We start from the raw sequence: 22159 nt of genomic DNA, 5'->3' as shown, positions 1-22159 counted from the left end.
GCACACTCATTCCGCTGCCATCTTCTGGGCCACAGGCACCACAGCAGCCGCGCGCACTTCCAGTGTCGCCTTGATGCTGCCCTTGCGCCCGTCTTCATAGGTCACTTCGGTTTCCGTACTCACCTGCTCGGACCCGTCATAAAGCGCCGTGATGATGTCATGATATTTCTCTTCAATGATCCGGCGACGCACCTTGCGCGTGCGGGTCAGCTCACCATCATCCGCGTCCAGCTCTTTGTGCAGCACAACAAAGCGATGCACCTGACAGCTCGACAGCATTTCATCCCCCGCAACCGAGCGGTTTACGTCTTCCACATGCTCCTGGATTTGCTGCATGACCTGAGGATGCCGCGCCAGTTCCTGATAGCTGGCATAGCCGATGTTGTTGCGCTCGGCCCAGTTGCCCACTGCTGTCAGGTCGATGTTGATAAAGGCAGTACATTCTTCCTTGCCGTTACCAAACACCACTGTCTCCAGTATATTTGGAAAGAACTTGAGCTTGTTTTCAACGTACTTCGGCGCAAACAGGGCACCATCAGCCATTTTGCCCACGTCTTTGGCACGGTCGATGATCCGCAAATGCCCCGTGTCAGGCTCTACAAATCCCGCGTCACCCGTGGCCACCCAGCCCTCTGCGTCTTTGGTATCCGCCGTGCTTTCGGCGTTTTTGTAGTATTCCACAAACACCCCGGGCGAGCGGTAGAAAACCTCGCCATTGTCAGCAATCTTCAACTCCACACCGGGGCAGGTTACACCCACGGTATCGCTGCGCACCTCGCCGTCAGGCTGGGCCGTGATAAACACTGTCGCTTCCGTCTGCCCGTACAACTGTTTGAGGTTAATTCCGAGGCTGCGGTAAAAATCGAAAATCTCGGGGCCGATCGCCTCACCAGCGGTATAGCCCACGCGCACACGGCTAAAGCCCAGCGTGTTCTTCAGCGGACCATAGATGAACAATTCACCCAAGCGGTACTTGAGACGATCCACAAAGCCGACGTCCTTGCCGTCCAGAATGTCAGGCCCGACTTTGCGCGCCACAGCCATGTAATAGTCAAACAGCTTTTTCTTGAACCTGCTTGCGTCCTCCATGCGGATCATGACGTTGGTCAACTGCGTCTCGAACACCCGTGGCGGGGCAAAATAATAGGTCGGGCCGATTTCGCGCAGATCAACATGCATCGTGTCCGCGCTCTCGGGGCAATTCGTGCAAAAACCGGTCCAGAGCGCCTGACCCACCGAGAAAATGAAATCCCCAACCCATGCCATCGGCAGATAGGCCAGAATATCATCATCCGCGCGCAGATTGTCGAACTCCGAAGACGACTTGGCCGTCTCGATGATATTGCGGTTGCTCAGCACAACACCCTTGGGCTTGCCCGTGGTACCAGAGGTATACAGCATGACGCCGGTGCTGTCGTAATTCAGTTTGGCCTGACGGGCTTCCAACTCAGCGATCAGCTTGTCGCGTTTCTTGCGGCCCGTCTCCTGAACAGTGCTGTACTGGTCCAAAAACGCGTGATCGTATTTACGCAATCCGCGCGGGTCCAAATAGATCATCCGCTCGAAATCAGGCAACTGGTCCTGCACTTCGAGGATTTTGTCTACCTGCTCCTGATCCCCCACAATGGCAAAACGCGCGCCGCAATGGCTCATCACATAAGCCATCTCTTCGGCGTTGGCGTCTTGGTACAACGGCACAGGCACGGCGCCACACATCTCGGCCGCCATCATCGCCCAATACAGATACGGACGGTTGCGCCCGATGATCGAGACGAAATCCCCTTCTTTCAGGCCCAGCTCCAACATGCCCAGCGCCAGCGCCTCAACCTCGTCGCGCGTCTGGCTCCATGTCCAGCTCTGCCAGATGCCATATTCTTTTTCGCGATATGCAGGCTTGTCCGCAAACTGCTTTGCATTGCGGTGCAACAGTGCTGGAACAGATGCGGGTTGCCCCGCGGGGCATTCAATCAAAGCCAAAGTGTATCCTCCCAAGTCCCGTCCTTGCCGACGGGCAGATCGCGTTTGCACGATTCAGTCTGTTGCCAAGAATGGCAGGGATACATGGCACGTCAACAATTTCATAAAGTTTTCTCAATCCTTACGAATTGTAACAGCGCCACTTCCACCTTTGACACGCATCGCTACGGGTGCAAACTGCACCTCATGCAGCACGCAGACGATCAAACCACAGCAATGACCATGGCAGGGCTCAACCTCATTGCCCAAGCCCTGTCTATTTATGACAGCGATCTGCGCCTTGCCGTGTGCAACGCCCCGTTCCAGACCATGTTCGATCTGCCAGATGCGCTCGTCACACCCGGTGCTACTTTCCACGATACAATCACCCATCTCGCCACCCTCGGCGAATACGGCGAGGTCACGGATGTCCCCGCTTTCGTGGCCGAACGCATGGCACAGGCCCGCGCGTTCAAACCGCATTATATGGAGCGGACACGGGCCAATGGCCGCACCATCAGCGTCGAAGGCTCTCCCCTGCCCGATGGGGGCTGGGTCACCGTCTATACCGATATCTCCGCGACCAAATCGCAAGAGGCCCTGCTGCGCGCCCGCTCGGACGCGCTGAGCGATCAGGTATTGGCGCACACCGAAAAGCTGGCACAGACCAACCGCGAACGCGCCGCCATGATAACCACGCTGGAACAAACCAAACGCCAGCTCACCGCCTCCGAGGCCCGCGCACGCCTTACCACTGAAATGTTGCCCGCCCATATCGCCCATGTGGACGCAACAGGTCACTATACCTACTCCAATCAACGCCTCGGCACGATCATCCCGCACCGCCCCTCCGATATTCTGGGCCGCCCGATACGCGATGTCCTCGGCGCCGATACGTTCGACAAAATAAAAACCGCTCTGGCCACAGCTTATGACGGCACAGCCTCGGTGCAGGAATTCACCGATGAAGGCAGCGCGCGCCGTATCCGTACCGCCTTTACCCCCGATCGCACGGGCGGCGTTTATATTCTGTCCATGGACGTGACCGAAGAAACCCAGACACGCGCCGCCCTGCAACAGGTCAGCCGCCGCGCACTTGCCGCGCAAATCACGTCTGGCCTTGCGCATGATTTCTCCAACCTGCTGACAATCATCCTTGGCCTGCAATCCCGCCTCGACCGACTGTCAGGCCTCCCGCCCACGGCTGCCCCTCTTATTGAGGGCACACTCGCAGCCGCACGGCGCGGCGGTGCGCTGCTGAACTCCATCGCACATATCACCGATCCACGCAGCCTTCGGCCCGTCGCAACAGACATCCACAAAGTCATGCAAGATCTGGCCACTCTGGCGGAACCGACCCTGCCCGCAGCGATGAAGCTGACCCTCGATATCGCCCCGACAGGCACAATCCTTCTGGATCAGGGCATGCTCCAAGACAGTCTTCTGAATCTCATCCTCAACGCACGCGACGCTATGGGCACCCACGGCGAGATCGTCTTGGCCGTGCGCCCCGTACATGACACATGGATCGAATTTCAAGTCAGCGATACAGGCGGCGGATTCTCTACCGTAGCATTGCAGGACGCGCTCAACCCGTTCTTTACAACCAAAGGGTCCGAAGGTTCGGGCCTCGGGCTGTCGATGGTCTATGACATGACGCAACTCGCAGGCGGCGATCTGAAACTAGCCAATACCGCGCAAGGTGCCCAAGTCACGCTCAGACTGCCCTACCGCGCCGCCGTACCCGCCACCACAGGCCTCGCTATGCTGGTGGAAGACCGCGATGATCTGCGCGCGCTTATGCGCGACATCCTCATGACCCTCGGCCATTCCGTGATTGAGGCCGCGTCTGTAGATGAGGCAACTGCCCTATTGGCTGACCTGCCCGACATCGCGCTGATCCTCAGCGATATCCAGCTAGAGGGCGAAGCCACAGGCACAGATCTGGCCCGCCGACTGGACGGAACAGCCCCGCCCATTATTCTGATGACATCCCTGCCCGCCGATGCCCCCCTGTTTCTAGAAGCGCAAAAACACGCACCTGTTCTGCGCAAACCCTTCACCAGTGATGATCTTGCCGCCCTAGTCACGCCGCAAAGAGGGGCCGCCTGATGAACAAGCCACTTATAAGCATACTCGACGACGAGCCCGAGATCAGGACCCTCCTGTCGGACGTCCTGCAAGAAGCAGGGTTTGACACCCAGAGCTTTGGCCGCGCCTCGGCGTTTGAGGCTGCACTGGCAAAACGCACACCAGATGTCTGCCTTGTCGATCTGTCCCTGCCCGACACCGATGGTCTGACCCTCGTGCATCGCCTCGCGCTCGAACAAGGTGCTGTGGTGATTATCATCTCGGGCCGCGCACAGGTACAGGACCGCGTGACAGGGTTGGAATTGGGGGCCGACGACTACATCAGCAAACCCTTTGATCCTGCCGAAGTGGTCGCGCGCATCCGCGCCCGCTTGCGCGGCGCACGCCCAGCCACACGGGCCAGCAATACAGCGCAATTCAACGGCTGGATCGCCCATTTTGACCGCTATGTGCTGGAGGACGCCACAGGCACCGAGACCCCTTTCAGCCACGCCGAGGGCGAAGTGCTTCGCCTCTTTCTCGACGCACCCAAACGCCTGATCAGCCGCTCACAGATGCAAGAAACCCTTGGCGGTGCTGCCTCCGAAAGTTTTGACCGCGCAATGGATGTCCGCATCTCACGCCTGCGCACAAAACTTCGCGAAGACCCCAAAAACCCGCAATTGATCAAAACGATCTACGGCGCAGGATACATCTTTCTGGGTGACGTCAACTGGGTCTGACCCTCACACCCGGCAAAGCCCTGCATGAAGTCCAACGGAGAGTTGCCACTCCCGACAAATTCTCGGAAGCTCTCCTCACTCCACAGCGCTTGCGAGAAGATGCAGCGCCTCCGCGGGAAATGCTCGGAGAACATGTTAGCCGCCAAACCGCACGAACCTTTGGCAGTTCACCTGTACGCCAGAGGGTGTACAGCCGGTGTACCAAAGTCACCCCCCAAGTTCTGGCATCATCCCCGACACAGCCCCCGCCAAAACCCGCAGCCCCGTAACCAGATCATCCTCGGCTGTATCTTCTTCAAATGCGTGGCTGATCCCCCCGATGGAGGGGACAAACAGCATCGCCACAGGCATCAGCCGCGCCACATTCGTGGCATCATGCAACGCACCCGATGGCATCACGCGCCAACGCTCCGGCACCACCTGCTGCGCACTGTTCTCCAGTGCACCCCGCAGCCGCGCATCCATCGCTACAGGCTCCAATCCCAGCAACTGACCGAATGAAACCTCCATGCCACGCGCCTGCGCCACCTCCTGCGCCAACGCGCGAATGATCCGCTCCATGCGGTCCAGCCGTTCGGCATCCCCATCCCGCCACTGCATGGAAAACACGGCCCGCCCCGGCACGATGGACGAAGCGTTCGGATGCAAACTTACATGCCCGATCGTCCATACGGTCGAGGGCGTGACAACATTCGCAAACCGCTCCCCAAGCGCTTGATTAAAGGCCGAAACTGCCTGAAACGCATCACGACGGATATGCATCGGCGTGGTGCCGGCATGGTTTTGTTGCCCGTCAAAAGTAATTTTCATGTCGCGGATACCAACGATGTCAGACACCACACCAATCCGTTCGTCGGCTTGATCCAAAACAGGGCCCTGCTCGATATGCATCTCGATGAAGCCGGTGAATTGCGCGGGGTCTATCTCGCCTGTCGACGCCATTACACGCCGCGCGTCAGCCAGCGTCACCCCGTCATGATCACACAACAAGTCCGCCTCAGCCAAACTCAAATGCCCCGACCACACGGCACTGCCCGTGGTCACGCCAAAGCGTCCCTCTTCATCCTGAAAAGACACGACTGACACGGCAGGCCCCCCAACGTTTCGGCTCGCTCGCGCGACCTCCAATGCTGCAACCACGCCCAACGCACCATCCAGCCACCCTCCTTCGGGCTGGCTGTCGCTGTGTGATCCCAACAAGATCGACGGCCCGTCAGCCAATCCAAACAGATTGCCCATTGAATCGGTTTCTACACGCAGACCTGCCGCCTGCATCCGCTCCGCCAACCAACGACGTGCTGCAACATCCGCCTCGGAATACGCAGGGCGCACAACACCCTTGCCAACACCGGAAGCCCCAAATGACTGCAGCCTGTGCAAATCAGCCAAAAATCGCCCAGCATCAATATTCACACGCAGTCTTTATCTCTCTTGGCTATAAATCCTCTGGGGAGTTTGAGGGGCAAAGCCCCTCATCAGCAAAATAAAGTAGAACGCGCGTCAGCGCCCCGTTTCTTCATTCTGCCGCCACGGCAGCTTTCGCCGCTTCAACTTTTACCGCCGAGAACTTGAATTCAGGGATTTTTCCATAGGGATCGACGGCCGGATTGGTCAGAATATTTGCTGCCGCTTCGACATAGGCGAAGGGCAAAAACACCATATCAGGCGATACCGCACGATCCATCCGTGCCATGATCTCGATGCTACCCCGCTTGGTGGTCAGGCGCACAAACTCACCCGGCTCGACCCCCAGCTTGCGCAGTGTAGACGGATGAAGCGAGCAGTTCGCCTCAGGCTCAAGCCCGTCCAACACAGTGGCACGGCGCGTCATGGAACCTGTATGCCAATGCTCCAACTGACGACCTGTGGTCAGGATCATCGGGTATTCTGCATCAGGTGTGTCGTCGGGCGCAATGATGCTGGCCGGCGTGAATCTGGCACGACCGTCCGCACGGGGAAAGCCGTCGGTAAACACAATCGCCTGCCCGGGGTCTTCAGGGCTCAGCGACGGGTAGGTTACTGCGTTCTGGCTCTCCAAGCGGTCCCATGTAATGTTGTCGAGGGACTTCATGTTTAGCTTCATTTCGGCAAAAACATCCGCGGGCGAGGCATAGTTCCAATCCAGCCCCAACCGCTTGGCCAGTTCAACTTCGATCCACCAATCCTCGCGCGCGTCACCGGGAGGCGTCACAGCCTGACGGCCCATTTGCACCTGACGGTTGGTGTTCGTGACAGTCCCCGACTTCTCGGCAAAGGCACTTGCAGGCAGGATTACATCTGCAAAATTCGCCGTTTCAGTGATAAAGATATCTTGCACCACCAAGTGCTCTAGCTTGCCCAACGCGTCGCGCGCATGCTCTACATCCGGGTCCGACATAGCAGGGTTTTCACCAAGGATATACATCCCTTTGATGTCGCCAGCATGCACCGCATCCAGAATTTCGGTCACAGTCAGGCCCTTCTCGGCACTGAAATCGCCGCTCTCCCATACATCGGTAAAGGCCGAGCGCACACCATCGTCCGTTACTGACTGGTAGTCAGGCAAGAACATCGGGATCAGCCCCGCGTCAGAGGCACCTTGCACATTGTTTTGACCGCGCAGCGGGTGCAGGCCCGCACCAGGGCGGCCCACTTGGCCTGTCATAAGTGCAAGACTGATCAGGCAACGCGCATTGTCTGTACCGTGGATATGCTGGCTTACGCCCATACCCCAGAAAATCATCGCGGCATTCGCCCCTGCAAACGTCCGTGCAACATCACGGATCATCTCGGCGTCGATACCACAAATCTCGGCCATCTTTTCGGGGGTAAAGTCCTGAAGATGGGCCTTCTCGGCTTCCCAATTCTCGGTGTAGGCTTCGATATACTGCTTGTCGTACAGCTCCTCCTCAACGATCACATGCATGATCGCGTTGAGCATTGAGACATCCGTGCCAGGGCGGAATTGCAGCATATGCGAGGAGTGACGTTTCAGCGCCTGTCCGCGCGGGTCCATGACGATCAGCTTGCCACCACGCTTGGTGAACTGCTTGAAATAGGTCGCCGCAACAGGGTGGTTTTCAATCGGGTTGGCCCCGATCACAATTGCCACATCGGCGTTTTCGATTTCGTTGAAAGTAGCTGAAACCGCACCCGACCCCACATTCTCCAGCAGGGCAGAGACAGAGGAGGCATGGCACAAACGCGTACAGTGATCGACGTTATTGTGGCCAAATCCCTGACGGATGATTTTCTGGAACAGATAGGCTTCTTCGTTGGTACATTTGGCAGAGCCAAAGCCCGCGACACCCTTGCCGCCAATGCCTTTAAGCCCGTTCGCTGCTGCATCCAGCGCCTCGTCCCACGTGGCCTCGCGGAATACTTCCAGATAATTGCCCGGATCTACGTTTAACCCCTTGGCGGGGGCATCCTCACGGCGGATCAACGGTTTTGTCAGGCGGTGATTGTGGTGGATATAGTCAAAGCCAAAGCGACCCTTGACGCACAGACGCCCCTCGTTCGCGGGACCGTTGATGCCGTCTACGTATTTGACCTTGTCGTCCTTTATCTTCAGCGAGATTTGGCAACCCACACCACAGAAGGGGCAGATGCTCTCGACTTCGCGGTCGAAGTCAGCGCTGTCACCAACTTGGTTCTCGTCCACGACCGAGGCAGGCATCAGCGCGCCAGTGGGGCAGGCCTGCAGACATTCACCGCAGGCGACACAGGTGCTGTCGCCCATCGGATCGGCCATATCGAAGGTCGGATAAGCGCCCGCGCCGCGCCCCGACATACCGATCACATCGTTCACCTGCACTTCGCGGCAGGCCCGCACGCACAGACCACACGAGATACAGGCATCAAGGTTCACGCTCATCGCGACATGGCTGTCGTCCAGCAAGGGAATACGGCCCTCTTCGAGCTTTGGGAAACGGCTGTCCTCAACCCCGTTCAGCGCGGCCATATCCCACATATGGCTGGATTTATCATGCGCAATTTCCTGATCCGGCATATCGGCCATCAACAGTTCGACCACCATCTTGCGCGCATTCTCTGCGCGGGCGTTATTGGTGGTGACAACCATGCCTTCGGCTGGTTCTCGAATGCACGAGGCCGCCAGCGTTCGCTCGCCCTCAATTTCAACCATGCAAGCGCGGCAGTTGCCGTCAGGGCGATAGCCGGGCGCAGGTTTGTGGCACAGATGGGGGATTTTCAGACCACGGCCATTGGCCACTTCCCAAATTGTCAGGCCGGCGTCCGCCTCTACGGTTTCACCATCTAGGGTGAATGTGACTTTATCCGTCATAACGGGCCTCCTCCATGCGCTTTGCCTGTTTCTAGACGTGGCCGCCCCATATCGAAAGGCTGTTCCCGACACGCCACCTCGCATTTCCGCCATGCACCCGCCCGCAGGTTTCCGATAGACCTCTTTCGCTGCTCTCTTCGCACGTCTATCAATGGCACCAACAATCAGGAGCGTTCATGTCCACCATCACCCTCATCCGCCACGGCCAAGCCAATTCAACCGCCAAGGACGAGGTGAGCTATGACAAGCTCAGCAATTTGGGCCACCAACAAGCCGCTTGGCTAGGCGACCATTTGCGCGCATCAGGGGCGCACCACACGCGTCTTTATACCGGCACATTGCAGCGCCACATCGAGACGGCCGAAGGCATGGCCACTGATCTGGAACCTGTCCGCGATGCACGTCTGAACGAGCTTGAGTATTTCACCCTTGCACACCTGCTAGAGCAACAGCATGGCATCCCGTTCCCCACCGAGCAGCCACATTTCATTGATCACCTTCCCACCGTTTTCCAACACTGGAAGGACGACAAGCTGGATGGCGCCCCTGAAACCTATGCGCAGTTTCAAACCCGCATCAGCGACGCTCTGAGAGAGATTGCCGAAGGCACCGGCCCCGCACTGGTTGTTACCTCTGGTGGGCTGATCGCCCATATTTTCGGTCAGCAGATGGAGCTGAGCGTGGCCGCCACAGCCCGCACAGCAATCGCGATTTTTCACACTTCGCTGCACCAGTTGCACCCGATTGGCGGGCATTTATCGCCTGTCCTGTTCAATGCCACGCCCCATCTGGACGTGCCCGCCCGCAGCCTGTCCAAAACCAACATCTAGAGGATTCACCGATGAAGCTATTCTACGCCAATGGGACCATCTCCATCGCGCCCGCCCTTGCATTGATAGAAGCAGGCCTGCCCCATTCCCTCGCCCGCATCGACTTTGCTACTGCCGAGCAGACCAAGCCCGAATACCTCGCCCTCAACCCAAAAGGGCGCGTGCCTGCGCTGGTGCTGGACGATGGAAGCGTGCTGACAGAAACGGGCGCGCTGCTAGACTATATCGCGGCCCTTGCACCCAACGCAGGCCTGATCCCGTCGGCACCTGACGATGCAGCCCATATGCGCAGTGTGATGTACTATCTCGCCTCAACCATGCATGTGGCCCATGCCCATAAAATGCGCGGCAGCCGCTGGGCTGACAGCGCCGAGAGCCACGCCGACATGACGGCGAAAGTACCCCAAACCATGACGGCCTGCGCAAGCTACGTCGAGACGGAGTGTTTGCGCGGCGATTATATTTGCGGCGATCAATTTACAATCGCAGACCCCTACCTGTTTGTCGTGTGCAACTGGCTGGCGGATGATGGTGTCACCCTGTCGGACTTCCCCGCGACCACCGCGTATCTTGCCCGCATGGAGAGCCGCGACAGCGTCAAAAAAATCCGTGCAGACGGTATGTTGTAAGCCTGCCTCACGCCTGCGGCGCGGCAACGCGTACGCCCCCTACTGCAGACGACAACGGCCACAGCGTGGCGTAGCCTAAAAATTGAAATGCCGCCCCAAGGGCGGCACGTCAGGATCAATTTTGGCGCTTTATCTTAGGCGAAGATGCGGAAATAGAGCCAGTCTGGCAGAAACTGGCTGCCACGGAACAGCATCGAAAAGGCAAAGGGGAAACTCTTTTTGAATTTGTCGGTGTTCATATGTTCGAACACCTCCCTTGCGGCATCCTCGGGCTCCATGATGAAAGGCATCTTGAAGTCATTTTTGTCCGTCAGTTGCGTTTTGATAAAGCCGGGGTTCACCACCTGCACCTTTACGCTGCTATTGCGCAGATCGGCATACATACACTCGGCCAGCGACATGGTCGCCGCCTTCGATGCCGTATACCCGATAGAGCGCGGCAGACCGCGAAAGCCCGTCAGGCTGGATGTAATCACGATATGCCCGTCGTCTTTGGCCACCATCACCGGCACGACCTCGCCCATGACGCGCATCAAACCGGTAAAGTTGATATCGGCCATGGCATTGGCCTGCTCCGCGTTCCAGTCTTTGGCACCAAAAGGCCAATATACCCCCGCCAAATGCACGACACCGTCAATCTCGCCCACAGCCTTTGCGGCCTCCGAAACGCTTTGCGCATCCGAGACGTCAACGCTCACCACGCGCGCCTTACCGGGCAGGCTTTCTGCCAATGCGCGCAGCTTGTCTTCGGATCGGGCAGACAAGATCACTTCGGCACCTGCACTGCTCAGCTTGTGAGCCAACGCAGCCCCCAATCCGTCGCTTGCCCCTACCAACCAGTATTTCTTGCCTTGCCACTGTGTCATTCCGTGTCCTTTTTGCGAATGGTCGCCACCAATTCAGCGACCCTGAAACCAAACTTGCGAAACTGGCTTCGGTTCACGATGGTGCCGTTTTTTGTCAAATACATACAATCAAACGCATTCAGCGTGTAGCCGCCTGCGTCTTCGGGCAGCTTGATGGGGTAATTGAACAGGACTGCGTTGCCCGCAACTTCGCCACGCCCCTTGCCTGGCACATCCTCTGCCAGCGCATCAAATCCGCCGCTTCCATCCAGCTCGATCCGCCATTCGCGGTCCTGCGTGGAGCCGTCGTTATAGCGGAACTGCTCTTTCATGGTACAGACGTGGCCTTCCCAGCTGATGTCGAAATCCGCCTCGAAAGTGCTGGTCACGCGGCCCAGCGGGCCAAAGATCACGCCGTCGCAAGACATCTGGCCATCCAGATGGGCGCGCATGTCGAATTGCGGATGTTCCTCCACATAATCATCAGCAGACTGGCCAGAGAAATCAGCAAATCGCCGCCGCAGCACCAAAACCAGAATGACCAGCACTGCCCCGAGGCCAAAGAAAAACACTGCATCGCTCATCCTGCATCCCTATCCAGTTTTGTGCGCCACAACAATAATATCGCGGCAAGTTTCAAGACACATGGCACACCCGCATAAAGCAGCCGCAACAAATCAATGGCTTCTTGCGGTGCAGGTTCGGGCGTTCCGCTGACGTAGCCGGCACTTTCTAGTAAAGGAAGTAGGATCGCTGCTGCCAATGCCAAGGTGAATTTTGATACAAATGACCACAATCCAAAGCCTTCGGCAGCAGAAGGAGCAATTTTTGCCATTCGCGTGGCAAAAAGCGCAGGCAGCAGGGTCAGATCTGCGCCCATGGCTGCACCCGAGGCGATGCAGACAACCGCAAACAACCACTGATCCCCCGTGCCCAAAAACAGCGCGCCGCCAAATGCAACGATCGCCAGCACCATTGCTGCCAGCAAAACAGGTTTGGTGCCATACCGTTCGGCCAGCACACCCCAGACAGGCGCTGTACCTGCCGCAGACAGAAAGAAAAGAAGCAGCAGCGGCCCTTCAAATCCGGGCGCGCCCAGCGCACTTTCGACATAAAACAGGAACAAGGTAGAGCTAACAGCGACAGGGGCGGCGTTCAGAAGGGCGATCAACAACAGACGCCGTGCCAAAGGATCGCCCAGCACAGTGCCAAAGCCCGTGCTAGGAGGTACATCCACCGACACCCACTCGCCCCGCATTGCAAGTGCGGCTGCAACAGCCAGCACCGCAAAACCTACCGCAAATCCTGCGAACGGTGCATCCATCATCGCGCCCAACGCAACTGGCGCCACGGAGGCGACACAGACCCCCAACAGCGCACCTGTCTCGCGCCAACGGGCGAGACGCAGATGGCCCTGCCCCGCCATGCGGTCTGCTTTGGCGACACCCTGAGCGTAAAAACAGATGGTCAAGAAACTGAAGGCGGAAAACACAAGCGTCAGCATGATCGCAAACCAGACAACAGGCTGCGTCAGCGGCGGAACAGCGAACAGCCCGATCATCGCAATCGCGATTACTGCACATCCCATGCCCACTGCCGTGCCACGTTGATTGCGCAATCGCTCGGACAAACGGCCCAGCAGAGGGTCCTGCACCACATCCAGCAACCGCAGTCCAAACAAAACCGCGCCAAGTGCTGTCAGCGAAACACCATACTCGTCGACATAAAACTTGGGTGCATGAATATAGATCGGAAGGCCTGCACAGGCCAACAGCGCCGCGAACAATGCATAAGCGGGCAAGCGTTTGGTGGCAGTGGCGCTCACCCTTTTGAGACTTCGTCTTGCGGCGGCTCGGGTTGGGAACGGAACAGGGCACCTTTGATCCACAGTTTGAGTGCCTGCCAGTGGATCAGCGCCAACACCCGTCGCGCGCCGAGTGGACGGCGCAGCATACTGCGCATTATGCCTGCATTGCCCAGCGGCATCCGCCGTCCCGTCAGCGTGGCAATCAAGCCTCCTGTGGCACGCCCATAGTCGATCCAGATGCCAATCCGCGCATCGGTAATGTCAAAACGAAAGGTGTAATCCCCCTCGACCGGCTGGAAGGGCGAGACATGCATCATCTTGGTTGCATGCAACTGATCCGTACGCAAAATCTCGCGCTGGTCGGGATGGTGGCACAAGTAGCTGTGGCGGTCGCCATAGGTGTTGGTCACTTCGGAGATCACGGCGGTCAACGCACCATCGTCGCGGCGGCAAAGCCAAAAGCTTACGGGGTTGAAAACATGTCCCAATACGCGGGGTTGGGCCAACAGCTCTATCCGCGTGATCCCTTTGATCTGGTACTGCTCCAGCACGTCACGCACCCATAGGGCGCCGCGCCCCTTTCCAGGTGCGCCGCCGTGATCGCTGTCATGTAGCGAGGTCAGGCCGCGACCGTTGCGCGCAAACAGACGGGGCGTCTGTAGCTCAACTGCTTCGGCATCGCAGATCACATAATCCACCGAATAGCGAAACGCATTCTCTACCTTGCCCTTGCGGCCATGATAGGTCTGCCCGACGATATGATCGACGGTGGCGTTCATTCAGCAGCCAGTGCAGCAGTATGGCGGTCTTTCAGCGCTTTGGCCACGTCGACCGCGCTTGCCAGTCCATCCTCATGGAAACCATGCCGCATCCACGCGCCGCAGAACCATGTGTGGTTTTGGCCGTTCATTTCGCGCACGCGGTCCTGTGCGGCCAATGCAGGCAGGTCGTACACAGGATGGCGCAGCGTGACCTGATCATAGATCAACTCTTCGCGGATTGTTCGTTTGGTGTTGAGGGTCACAAAATGCGGGTCATTTTCGGGGATGGGCTGCAGGGAATTCATCCAGTAGGTCAGATCAATACGGTCTGATTTGGCTTTTGCATCCTCGGTGTAGACCCATGACGCCCATGTCGCGCGCCGCTTTGGCATGATCGCTGTATCGGCATGCAGCACAATATCGTTGGGCTGATAGGCGATTGCGCCCAGTGCGTCACGCTCGCCCTCATTGGCGTCGGTCAGCATGGCAAGACTGTCGTCCGAATGTGTGGCCATAACCACCTCGTCAAACCGCTCCCATTCGCCACCAACCGTCTTGATCTCGACCCCCACGGCATCGCGGCGCACCCCTTGAATCGCTGCATTGAGGCGGATATCGACACCCCCTTTGCGCATCGCAGCCTCGATCCGCTCAACGTACGAGATCGAGCCGCCCTGCACGGTGTACCACTGATGTTGACCCGAATAGCCCAGCAGCGCGTGATTCTCGAAAAACTGGATGAGCGCATGGGCAGGAAAATCCATGATCTTTTCGGTGGGTGTAGACCAGATCGCACCAGAGAGCGGCAGCAGGTAATAGTCGCGAAAATAATCACCCGTCCCCAGCTTGGCCAGAAACGCACCGAGGCTGAGGCTTTTGTCTTGCGCCAAGGTCAGCGCGTGTTTGTTGAACTTTACCACATCGCGCAGCATTCCGATGAAACGGGGGTTCACCAGATTGCGGCGTTGCGCGAACATCGCGTTGAGGCTGGTCAGCGCATATTCCAGCCGCCCGCCGTCAATCGAGGCACCAAAGCTCATGTTAGAGGCAACGACAGGCACATCGAGTGCGGCAAACAGCGCCGCCAGATGCGGGTAGTTGGCATAGTTAAAAACAATAAAGCCCGTATCCACAGGCTGATCGCCATTTTTGCCCGCCATTACCGTACGGGCATGCCCGCCCAACCGGTGCCCGGCCTCGAAAAGCGTCACATGGTTGTCAGGGGCCAGCATGTGCGCAGCGCCCATGCCCGATATACCCGCGCCGATCACCGCGATGCGGCGACGGCCAGTTTGGTTTGTGGATGGGGAAGATACGGGCGCTTCGAAAGTCATGGGGAAGCTGTTTCCTGTCTTAAGTGCAATCTTGGGGTATACGGGCCAGAGCATGGATTGGATGTAAATGAATTTTTAGTATGTTTATTGATCCAAGAAGCACATTGCGCCGTATCTGATGCATGATAAACTCTGTCCAGACCCTATCGCGCAGAACGTCTCAAGGCTTTGACCTTTCGGCGCCCACAGCTTTGGCGGGGCCATCATATGTTTCAAGGCACCCGCACGTGGACGAAAACGCCGAAAAATCAAAGATCTGGGTCGACGAAATGATCCGTGTTCGCGATCACAGCGACCGCGACGCCTTTGCCGCGCTATTCGCGCATTTCGCACCGCGCATCAAAGGCTACCTCATTAAGTCAGGCGCGGACGCAGCACTCGCTGAAGAATGCGCACAGGACGTTATGACCACGCTTTGGCGCAAGTCTGCACAGTTTGACCCTACGCGCGCCTCTGTCGCGACGTGGATATTCACCATAGCGCGTAATCGCCGCATCGACATGCTGCGCCGTGATCGCCGGCCCGAACCAGAAGAACTGCCATGGGGCCCCGAGCCTGAACCCGAACAATCGCAAGTAATCGAGATGCAGCAAGAAAGCGCGCGTCTTGTCGAGGCCATCGCACAGCTGCCCAAAAACCAACGAAGTCTGATCGAACAAGCCTATTTTGGCGATCTGACCCAAGCCGAAATTTCGAAACTCACCGGTCTGCCCCTTGGCACGATCAAATCCCGTATTCGCCTCGCGCTGGACCGCCTGCGCCACGCAATGAAATAGAACCCATGACACAGAAAACCCACACGCAGCAGTCTGCTATCAAACATCACCTGGATGAGGTCACTCTGATTGCCTACTCGGCCGGTACATTGCCCGAAGCGTTCAACCTGATCGTCGCCACCCACGTGTCGCTTTGCGATACATGCCGCGCCGCGGCGCAAGCCTATGATGCAGTTGGTGGCGCACTGCTGGATACGGATGAAACATCGGCCCTGTCGGAACAAAGCCTTGCACAGGTCATGGCGCGGCTGGACGCACCAGCATCACCTGCACCCAGCAAACGCATTGCCAGCGATGTGCCTGCGCCCCTGCGCGATTACATTGGGGACAGTCTTGAAGGCGTACGCTGGCGCGGGCTGGGGATGGGGGTCAAGCAGGCCATTCTGCCCACTTCGAAGGGTGCGTCAGCACGATTGCTGCATATCCCTGCAGGTGCAGCAATGCCCGATCATAGCCACAATGGCACCGAGATGACGCTGGTTCTCAAAGGCGCGTTTCAAGATGACGATGGCTATTTTGCGCGCGGTGATATTGAAATTGCAGACAGCGACGTGCAGCATATCCCCGTCGCGGACATCCACGAAGACTGCATATGTCTTGCCGTGACGGATGCACCTTTGCGCTTCTCTGGTCTACTGCCGCGCATATGGCAGAAATTTGCCCGCATCTGACGCACCTTGTCCGGCAGCTGTCGGAATTCTAGCCGTGGGTTGCCAGCAGCGCATCATAGACGGGCAGCCCGCGTGTGATCAGCATTTGGTATGTTGCGACATCAATATTCGCACCACAAACAATGATGCCGGTTTTCAGCCCCGATAACCGCGCACGCAGCGGCCCCAGTGCAGCAGCCAGCGCCGCCCCCGCCGCAGGCTCAACGGCCAGTTTCGCCTCTTGCTGAAAGGCAACCATGCCCGCACAGATCATATCGTCATCCAGCAACACGACCTCGTCGACATAGGCCGCACAAAGCGCGTGACCCAGAGGCAGTGTCATTGGCGCGCCGAGGCTATCGGCCACTGTGTTGACCCCGTCCAGCGTGACAGGACCACCACCCGCCAGCGATTTCTGCATCCCCGCAGCGCCCATCGGTTCAACCCCGTATACTTTGCACGCAGGGTTGATCTGTTTGACCGCAGCAGCGACACCGCTGATCAAGCCACCCCCGCCGATGGAGACGATGACCGCGTCCAGATCATCAGCATCCTGCATCAATTCAAGCCCGACACCGGCCGTGCCCAGCGATGTAAGCGGCCCTTCGAAAGGGTGAATGAAATGGCGGCCCTCTTCGGCCATCAGACGCTCGGCCTCGGCGAATGTGTCCGGACCCGGTGCTTTGATAACCACCTCGGCACCCTGCGCCTTAGCAAGGGCGATGCGGAAGGGGTTGGCATTTGACTGAATCACCACTTTGGCCGAGGCACCGACTTTGCGCGCGGCCCAAGCAGCGGCAATGGCGTGGTTGCCAGCACTTGCCGCCGTAATACCCCGCGTCAGTTGTGCTTGGTCCAGCCCTCGCGCCACGGACAGCGCGCCGCGTGCCTTGAACGTGCCTGTGTGCTGAAAGCACTCCAGCTTGAGCACCGCTTGGCCACCGCCCAGCATGTCGGAGACAACACCGCTGTCCAGCGTGAGGCAAGGCGTGCGCCGGACATCCCGCGCCAGCGTGTCGGTGTTGGCGTGAATGGCTTCCAGCGAAATGTCGGAAGTGTCAGGTGCGGCGTGGGTCATGAGTTAGCTGGTCCTTTGACAGCGGCAAGAGGGGTGGGTTCATCCTCTGCGTCCAGTTCTTCGAAGTCAAAATTATCCAGCTTCGCCGCCCGTTTGCCCGCACGCTCGGCCGCTGTGCCGATCCCGTCCAGATCTTCGCGCGCTTGGCGGAAATGGGTATCGAGTTTCCCTACCCGCTGCACCACCAGTTCCACATCGCGGTGAAGCAGGCGCAGGGTTTTGCGGATTTCGCCCGCTTGTTCGCGCATCCGTGCATCTTTGAGGATTGCGCGCATGGTGTGCAGCGTGGCCATGCAGGTGGTGGGCGATACGATCCAGACACGCGCATCAAACCCTTCGCGCACCAGTTCGGGAAAATTTGCGTGCAGTTCGGCATAGACAGCCTCGGAGGGCAGGAACATCAGCGCGCCATCAGCAGTCTCGCCATCCAGAATGTACTTTTCCGAGATATCGCGGATGTGTTTGCGCACGGATGTCCGCATGTTCGCCACGGCTGATTTGAGCTCCCAATCAGTGCCCGCACGGTGAAGCGCCTCATAGGCTTCCAGCGGGAATTTGGCATCGATCACGATCGGGCCAGGGGGATTGGGCAAGTGGATCAGACAATCGGCGCGGCGTCCGTTACTCAGCGTTTTTTGCATCGAATAGCTGTCTTTTGGGAGGGCTTTTGACACAATATCGTTCAGCTGGATTTCACCGAAGGCCCCGCGCGTCTGCTTGTTGCTCAGTATATCCTGAAGCGACAGAACGTCGCCTGACAGTTTGGTGATGTTGTCTTGGGCGCGGTCAATCGCACGCAGGCGCTCTTGCAGCTGCGTCAGGCTGGTGGTTGTCCGCTGGGCCGAGCCATGCAGGCTTGCGTTCGTGCGCTCCTGCATCTGGGCCAATTGCTGCTGCATCTGCAGTTGCACTGTTCCCAACCGCGCCTCAAGGCTCTGGATCAGTTGGGTTTGTGCATGCGCTTGGGTATCGGAGACGGTTTGCAGATTACCCCGCAACTGGTCCTGACCGCGCCCCAGATGGTGCAGCTGCTGCACCAAAGGTGCCGGCACCCGCGTGGGCCGCAACAGCATCACTACCAGCAGCACGACAATCAGCATCAAGGCAATCAAGGCAGCACCAGCCACGAGAACCACAGGATCGTTCAGATCAAACTCAACCCCCGCCAGCTGGATCATGTGCGGCCGAACAGCCGTTCGATATCGGTGAGTTTCAGCTCGACATACGTGGGACGGCCATGGTTGCACTGGCCTGAGTGGGGTGTGGCCTCCATCTCGCGCAGCAGGGCGTTCATTTCCTCGGCGCGCATCCAGCGGCCCGAGCGGATAGAGCCGTGACAGGCAACGCGGCTCAGGATCGCCTCTATGCGGGCTTGGACCAGCAGGCTCTCTCCCTCGCCCTCCAGCTCGTCCAGAATATCGCGGATCATTGCCTCGGCGTTGACTTCGCCCAGAATTGCGGGGGTTTCGCGCACGGCGATGGCATCGCCGCCGAACGGCTCGATCCCCAATCCAAATCGGGCCAACGGCTCGGCTACGGAGAGGATCCGTGCGCGATCCGACGGCGAAAGTGCGATAATCTCGGGGATCAGCAGCGCCTGCGCAGGAACGCCGTTCTCGGCCATCTGGCGCTTGAGCTTTTCATAGACCAACCGCTCATGAGCGGCGTGTTGATCCACGATCACCATGCCTGTGGCTGTTTGGGCGATTATGTAATTCTCGTGCACCTGACCCCGTGCGGTGCCAAGGGGGTACTCGACAGGCTCCTCGCTGCCCTGCGGGCGCTCCTCGTCCGAACGCTCCACCCTGCCCCACGGGCCGCGCATTTCGGCGAAGCCTTCGGGCGCTTGGGCCTGATAGGCCGCGTGACGTGCGCCATGTGTCGGACGGTCCATCTGGTAGACGCGCGGAGAATCGCCTGTAGGCTCTGGGCGCATCGCACCCAGTGTGGCATCGGCCACCGTAGTTGAGGCACGGTGGCCGGCGTCGGCCAGCGCATGCCGCAGCGCCGATACAATCAGCCCGCGCACCACACCCGGCTCGCGAAAGCGGACCTCGGATTTGGCGGGATGCACATTCACGTCCACAAGATTGGGATCACAATCCACAAAGAGCGCAGCGGCCGGATGCCTGTCACGGCTCAGGAAATCGGAGTACGCGCCGCGCAACGCGCCAATGAGCATCTTGTCTTTCACCGGACGGCCATTAACGAAAAGGTACTGTGCCACCGAACTGCCGCGCGAATAGGTCGGCAGGGCGGCAAACCCCGTCAGATGAAACCCTTCGCGCTGCGCATCTATCGCCAATGCGTTTTCGGCAAACTCGCGCCCCAAGACCTGCCGCAAGCGCCCGTGCAGCGCCTCAAAGAGATCGCCCTGCTCGGCTTCGGCGCGAAAGACATCCCGCCCCGGCCCGTCGCCAGAGACATCGCGCAGCACAAAACGGACGAAAGGCTCGGCCATGGCGAGACGTTTGATCACATCACCAATCGCCTGCGCCTCGGCGCGGTCAGTGCGCAGAAATTTCAACCGCGCGGGCGTAGCATAAAAAAGATCGCGCAAAGTCACGACTGTCCCAGCGCTCAGCCCTGCGGGTTTGACGGGCGCATGTTTACCGCCTGTCACGCTGATCTCGGCACCGTCATGGCCCTGCGCACGGCTCGTGATCGTCAATCGCCCCACCGCCCCCAGCGACGGCAAGGCTTCACCACGAAACCCGAAGGAGTGGATGTTGAGCAGATCGGTGCCATCAATTTTGGAGGTCGCGTGACGCGAGAGCGCCAGTGGCAAATCAGCGCCGGCAATACCGCAGCCATCATCAGTGACACGGATCATTGTCTTGCCGCCATCAGCATATTCAACAGTGATGCGCTGCGCCCCCGCATCAATCGCGTTCTCGACCAGCTCCTTAACCGCAGATGCAGGCCGCTCGACCACTTCGCCAGCGGCAATGCGGTTGATCGCCGTTTCATCCAACTGGCGGATGACGGGCTGTGAAGTGCTTATGTTGGGGTCAATCTGCGCCATGCCGCAACACCTAGCATAGGATCACGCGATTCTGAAACCCGCAGTGCTGGTGCTACCCTTGCTTATTTCCACTAGATTGGACGTATGCAAACAGGCAGTCCGGCACCCCAAAACACAGTCGGGCCGGACATTTCTGTCCAGCCCGCCGCTCGCCCGACGCCATTGAGACGTCTTTTCTTATTTTTATGTCAGCTGGGTATTATTAACCGCTGGCCTACCTGGATCTTGTCGGGCGATTGTAACGTGTCTCGGTTGGCATCCAGAATGCGTTTGAACGCACCGGGTTTGCCATAAAATTGTAGCGCAATAAACGCGAGGCTGTCGCCGCGCTGCACGGTGTAGATGCGCTTGCCGCCAACATCTTCTGTTCGCACGGTGGAGGCGGCAAAAATCTTGCGCGACATGTCCCGCGCCGCTTTCACGCCATCCTCTGTGCCGTTTCGGGCCAGTGAATTTTGCACGAGGCTGAACATCATTGTATCAAGATCTACCCCGCCTTCGGAATTGCGGAACGAGCGTGGCAATTCAATCTGACCCTCAGAGGCGGCTTGCAGCAACAGCCTGCCCACACCGTCATCAGACAAATCGGTGTTGATTGTATCCAGCCTGACGCGCTTGACGCCATCAATCTCCTTGGTCTCGATGGTGTAGAGACCTGCCAGCACTCCCTCTTGCAACATCCGCAGTTTGTTCGCGTTCAATATCGACTGAGCGTTGGCAATTTTCTGCGCGAGCGTCAAAGGCGCAGGTGCCTCCTCCACGGGGGCTGGTTCGGGTTGCTCCATCGGGGCAACGACTTCTGTAATGTTCTCGGGGGCAGTCTCCACCGGTGCAATGTCTGTAAAATCAGCTACAGCTGTCCGCGTCACGACTTCGCTCTCGGTGGCCGCGATAATCGGATCTTGTGCAAGGACCGCCATCGGCTGGCTGTCCTGCGATGCCATAGAGAATGTGGGTGTTACATCGTCAGGCGCGTTTGCCTGTTGAATATTACCACTCCACAACAGTGCGGTTGTCACACCCAGCATAAATGTCAAAACCACGATCAGGCTTACAGCGATCGCCATCGCGTTACGCTGGAAAAACCCTGGCTCGGGCGGCGGTGCTGCCATCAGACCTTTGGGCGCAAACGGAGTGGCAACGGGATCAGCTTTAACACTGGCCTCTTTTACACTGGCCTCGGGCGGCTGGGGTGCGGGCTTTATTTCTACCCGCTTGCGTGGTGCGACTGCCGCCTCGGCGGGCTCTATCTCGGGTTGCTGGGTCGGCTGAGCCACCTGTGGCTCTGCGGGTTCATACGCATCATTAGACACCTCTGCCACGACAGGGGTGGGTGAAAAAGAAATCTTGGGGGAACCATTACTCATTTC

18 protein-coding genes are annotated in these 22159 nt (G+C 58.4%); 6 read left to right on the top strand and 12 right to left on the bottom strand.

Features of this window, described 5'->3' with window-relative positions; all coding sequences use genetic code 11:
* Positions 1-6 precede the first annotated feature (6 nt).
* Entirely contained in the window at positions 7-1977 is a 1971-nt protein-coding gene (locus Q0903_RS07925) for an AMP-binding protein (protein ID WP_299414390.1), read from the bottom strand.
* 186 nt (positions 1978-2163) lie between these two features.
* Between Q0903_RS07925 and Q0903_RS07920 the strand changes: the two genes are divergently transcribed.
* Positions 2164-4068 (top strand): PAS-domain containing protein, encoded by a 1905-nt coding sequence (locus tag Q0903_RS07920; RefSeq protein WP_299414387.1) that lies wholly within the window; start codon positions 2164-2166, stop codon positions 4066-4068.
* Positions 4068-4769, top strand: coding sequence for a response regulator transcription factor (locus Q0903_RS07915; RefSeq protein ID WP_299027495.1), 702 nt, complete (start codon positions 4068-4070; stop codon positions 4767-4769). The genes Q0903_RS07920 and Q0903_RS07915 overlap by 1 nt, the downstream gene beginning before the upstream one ends.
* A 207-nt stretch (positions 4770-4976) precedes the next feature.
* Here the strand turns inward: Q0903_RS07915 and Q0903_RS07910 are convergent, their stop codons facing one another.
* Positions 4977-6182 carry a hydantoinase/carbamoylase family amidase gene (locus tag Q0903_RS07910; RefSeq protein WP_299414383.1) on the bottom strand — a complete coding sequence of 402 codons (1206 nt, stop codon included), beginning with the start codon at positions 6180-6182 and terminating at the stop codon, positions 4977-4979.
* Between the two features lie 103 nt (positions 6183-6285).
* On the bottom strand, positions 6286-9054 hold the full coding sequence (fdhF, locus tag Q0903_RS07905) for a formate dehydrogenase subunit alpha (RefSeq protein WP_299414380.1): 2769 nt from the start codon (positions 9052-9054) through the stop codon (positions 6286-6288).
* Positions 9055-9230: 176 nt separating this feature from the next.
* Here fdhF and Q0903_RS07900 point away from each other — a divergent pair, with 176 nt between their 5' ends.
* Both Q0903_RS07900 and Q0903_RS07895 read left to right on the top strand, forming a co-directional pair.
* Positions 9231-9884: a histidine phosphatase family protein gene (locus Q0903_RS07900; RefSeq protein WP_299027487.1), complete on the top strand. Its 654-nt coding sequence runs from the start codon at positions 9231-9233 to the stop codon at positions 9882-9884.
* Positions 9885-9895: 11 nt separating this feature from the next.
* Positions 9896-10513, top strand: coding sequence for a glutathione S-transferase family protein (locus tag Q0903_RS07895; RefSeq protein ID WP_299414377.1), 618 nt, complete (start codon positions 9896-9898; stop codon positions 10511-10513).
* Positions 10514-10647: 134 nt separating this feature from the next.
* Here the strand turns inward: Q0903_RS07895 and Q0903_RS07890 are convergent, their stop codons facing one another.
* From Q0903_RS07890 to Q0903_RS07870, 5 genes are read right to left on the bottom strand one after another with little or no spacing between them, the layout of a single operon-like run.
* The gene (locus Q0903_RS07890; protein WP_299414374.1) at positions 10648-11379 is read right to left on the bottom strand and encodes an SDR family NAD(P)-dependent oxidoreductase; all 732 of its coding nucleotides are present in this window, start codon (positions 11377-11379) and stop codon (positions 10648-10650) included.
* Positions 11376-11942: a DUF3833 family protein gene (locus Q0903_RS07885; protein WP_299027478.1), complete on the bottom strand. Its 567-nt coding sequence runs from the start codon at positions 11940-11942 to the stop codon at positions 11376-11378. Before Q0903_RS07885 ends, Q0903_RS07890 begins: the two co-directional genes overlap by 4 nt.
* Positions 11939-13183, bottom strand: a complete 1245-nt coding sequence (locus Q0903_RS07880; RefSeq protein WP_299414372.1) for an MFS transporter — start codon at positions 13181-13183, stop codon at positions 11939-11941. The genes Q0903_RS07885 and Q0903_RS07880 overlap by 4 nt, the downstream gene beginning before the upstream one ends.
* On the bottom strand, positions 13180-13944 hold the full coding sequence (locus Q0903_RS07875; RefSeq protein ID WP_299027472.1) for a DUF1365 domain-containing protein: 765 nt from the start codon (positions 13942-13944) through the stop codon (positions 13180-13182). Before Q0903_RS07875 ends, Q0903_RS07880 begins: the two co-directional genes overlap by 4 nt.
* On the bottom strand, positions 13941-15260 hold the full coding sequence (locus tag Q0903_RS07870) for an FAD-dependent oxidoreductase (RefSeq protein WP_299414369.1): 1320 nt from the start codon (positions 15258-15260) through the stop codon (positions 13941-13943). The genes Q0903_RS07875 and Q0903_RS07870 overlap by 4 nt, the downstream gene beginning before the upstream one ends.
* A 269-nt stretch (positions 15261-15529) precedes the next feature.
* Between Q0903_RS07870 and Q0903_RS07865 the strand changes: the two genes are divergently transcribed.
* Complete coding sequence (locus Q0903_RS07865; protein ID WP_299027759.1) at positions 15530-16036, top strand: sigma-70 family RNA polymerase sigma factor; 507 nt, start codon at positions 15530-15532, stop codon at positions 16034-16036.
* A gap of 5 nt (positions 16037-16041) precedes the next feature.
* Entirely contained in the window at positions 16042-16707 is a 666-nt protein-coding gene (locus tag Q0903_RS07860; RefSeq protein WP_299414366.1) for a ChrR family anti-sigma-E factor, read from the top strand.
* A 28-nt stretch (positions 16708-16735) separates the two neighbouring features.
* Here the strand turns inward: Q0903_RS07860 and Q0903_RS07855 are convergent, their stop codons facing one another.
* From Q0903_RS07855 to Q0903_RS07840, 4 genes are all read right to left on the bottom strand, one after another.
* Complete coding sequence (locus Q0903_RS07855; RefSeq protein ID WP_299414363.1) at positions 16736-17764, bottom strand: pyridoxal-phosphate dependent enzyme; 1029 nt, start codon at positions 17762-17764, stop codon at positions 16736-16738.
* Positions 17761-18942: a DNA recombination protein RmuC gene (rmuC, locus tag Q0903_RS07850; RefSeq protein WP_299027461.1), complete on the bottom strand. Its 1182-nt coding sequence runs from the start codon at positions 18940-18942 to the stop codon at positions 17761-17763. Before rmuC ends, Q0903_RS07855 begins: the two co-directional genes overlap by 4 nt.
* Positions 18939-20789, bottom strand: a complete 1851-nt coding sequence (mutL, locus tag Q0903_RS07845) for a DNA mismatch repair endonuclease MutL (protein WP_299414361.1) — start codon at positions 20787-20789, stop codon at positions 18939-18941. Before mutL ends, rmuC begins: the two co-directional genes overlap by 4 nt.
* A gap of 188 nt (positions 20790-20977) precedes the next feature.
* Positions 20978-22156 (bottom strand): LysM peptidoglycan-binding domain-containing protein, encoded by a 1179-nt coding sequence (locus tag Q0903_RS07840; protein ID WP_299414359.1) that lies wholly within the window; start codon positions 22154-22156, stop codon positions 20978-20980.
* Between the last annotated feature and the right edge of the window lie 3 nt (positions 22157-22159).

It is taken from the genome of uncultured Sulfitobacter sp. (genome assembly GCF_947502895.1).
Lineage (GTDB): Bacteria > Pseudomonadota > Alphaproteobacteria > Rhodobacterales > Rhodobacteraceae > Sulfitobacter.
Note: the sequence above shows the minus strand (reverse complement) of the source record. Positions and strands in the feature narration are given on the sequence as shown.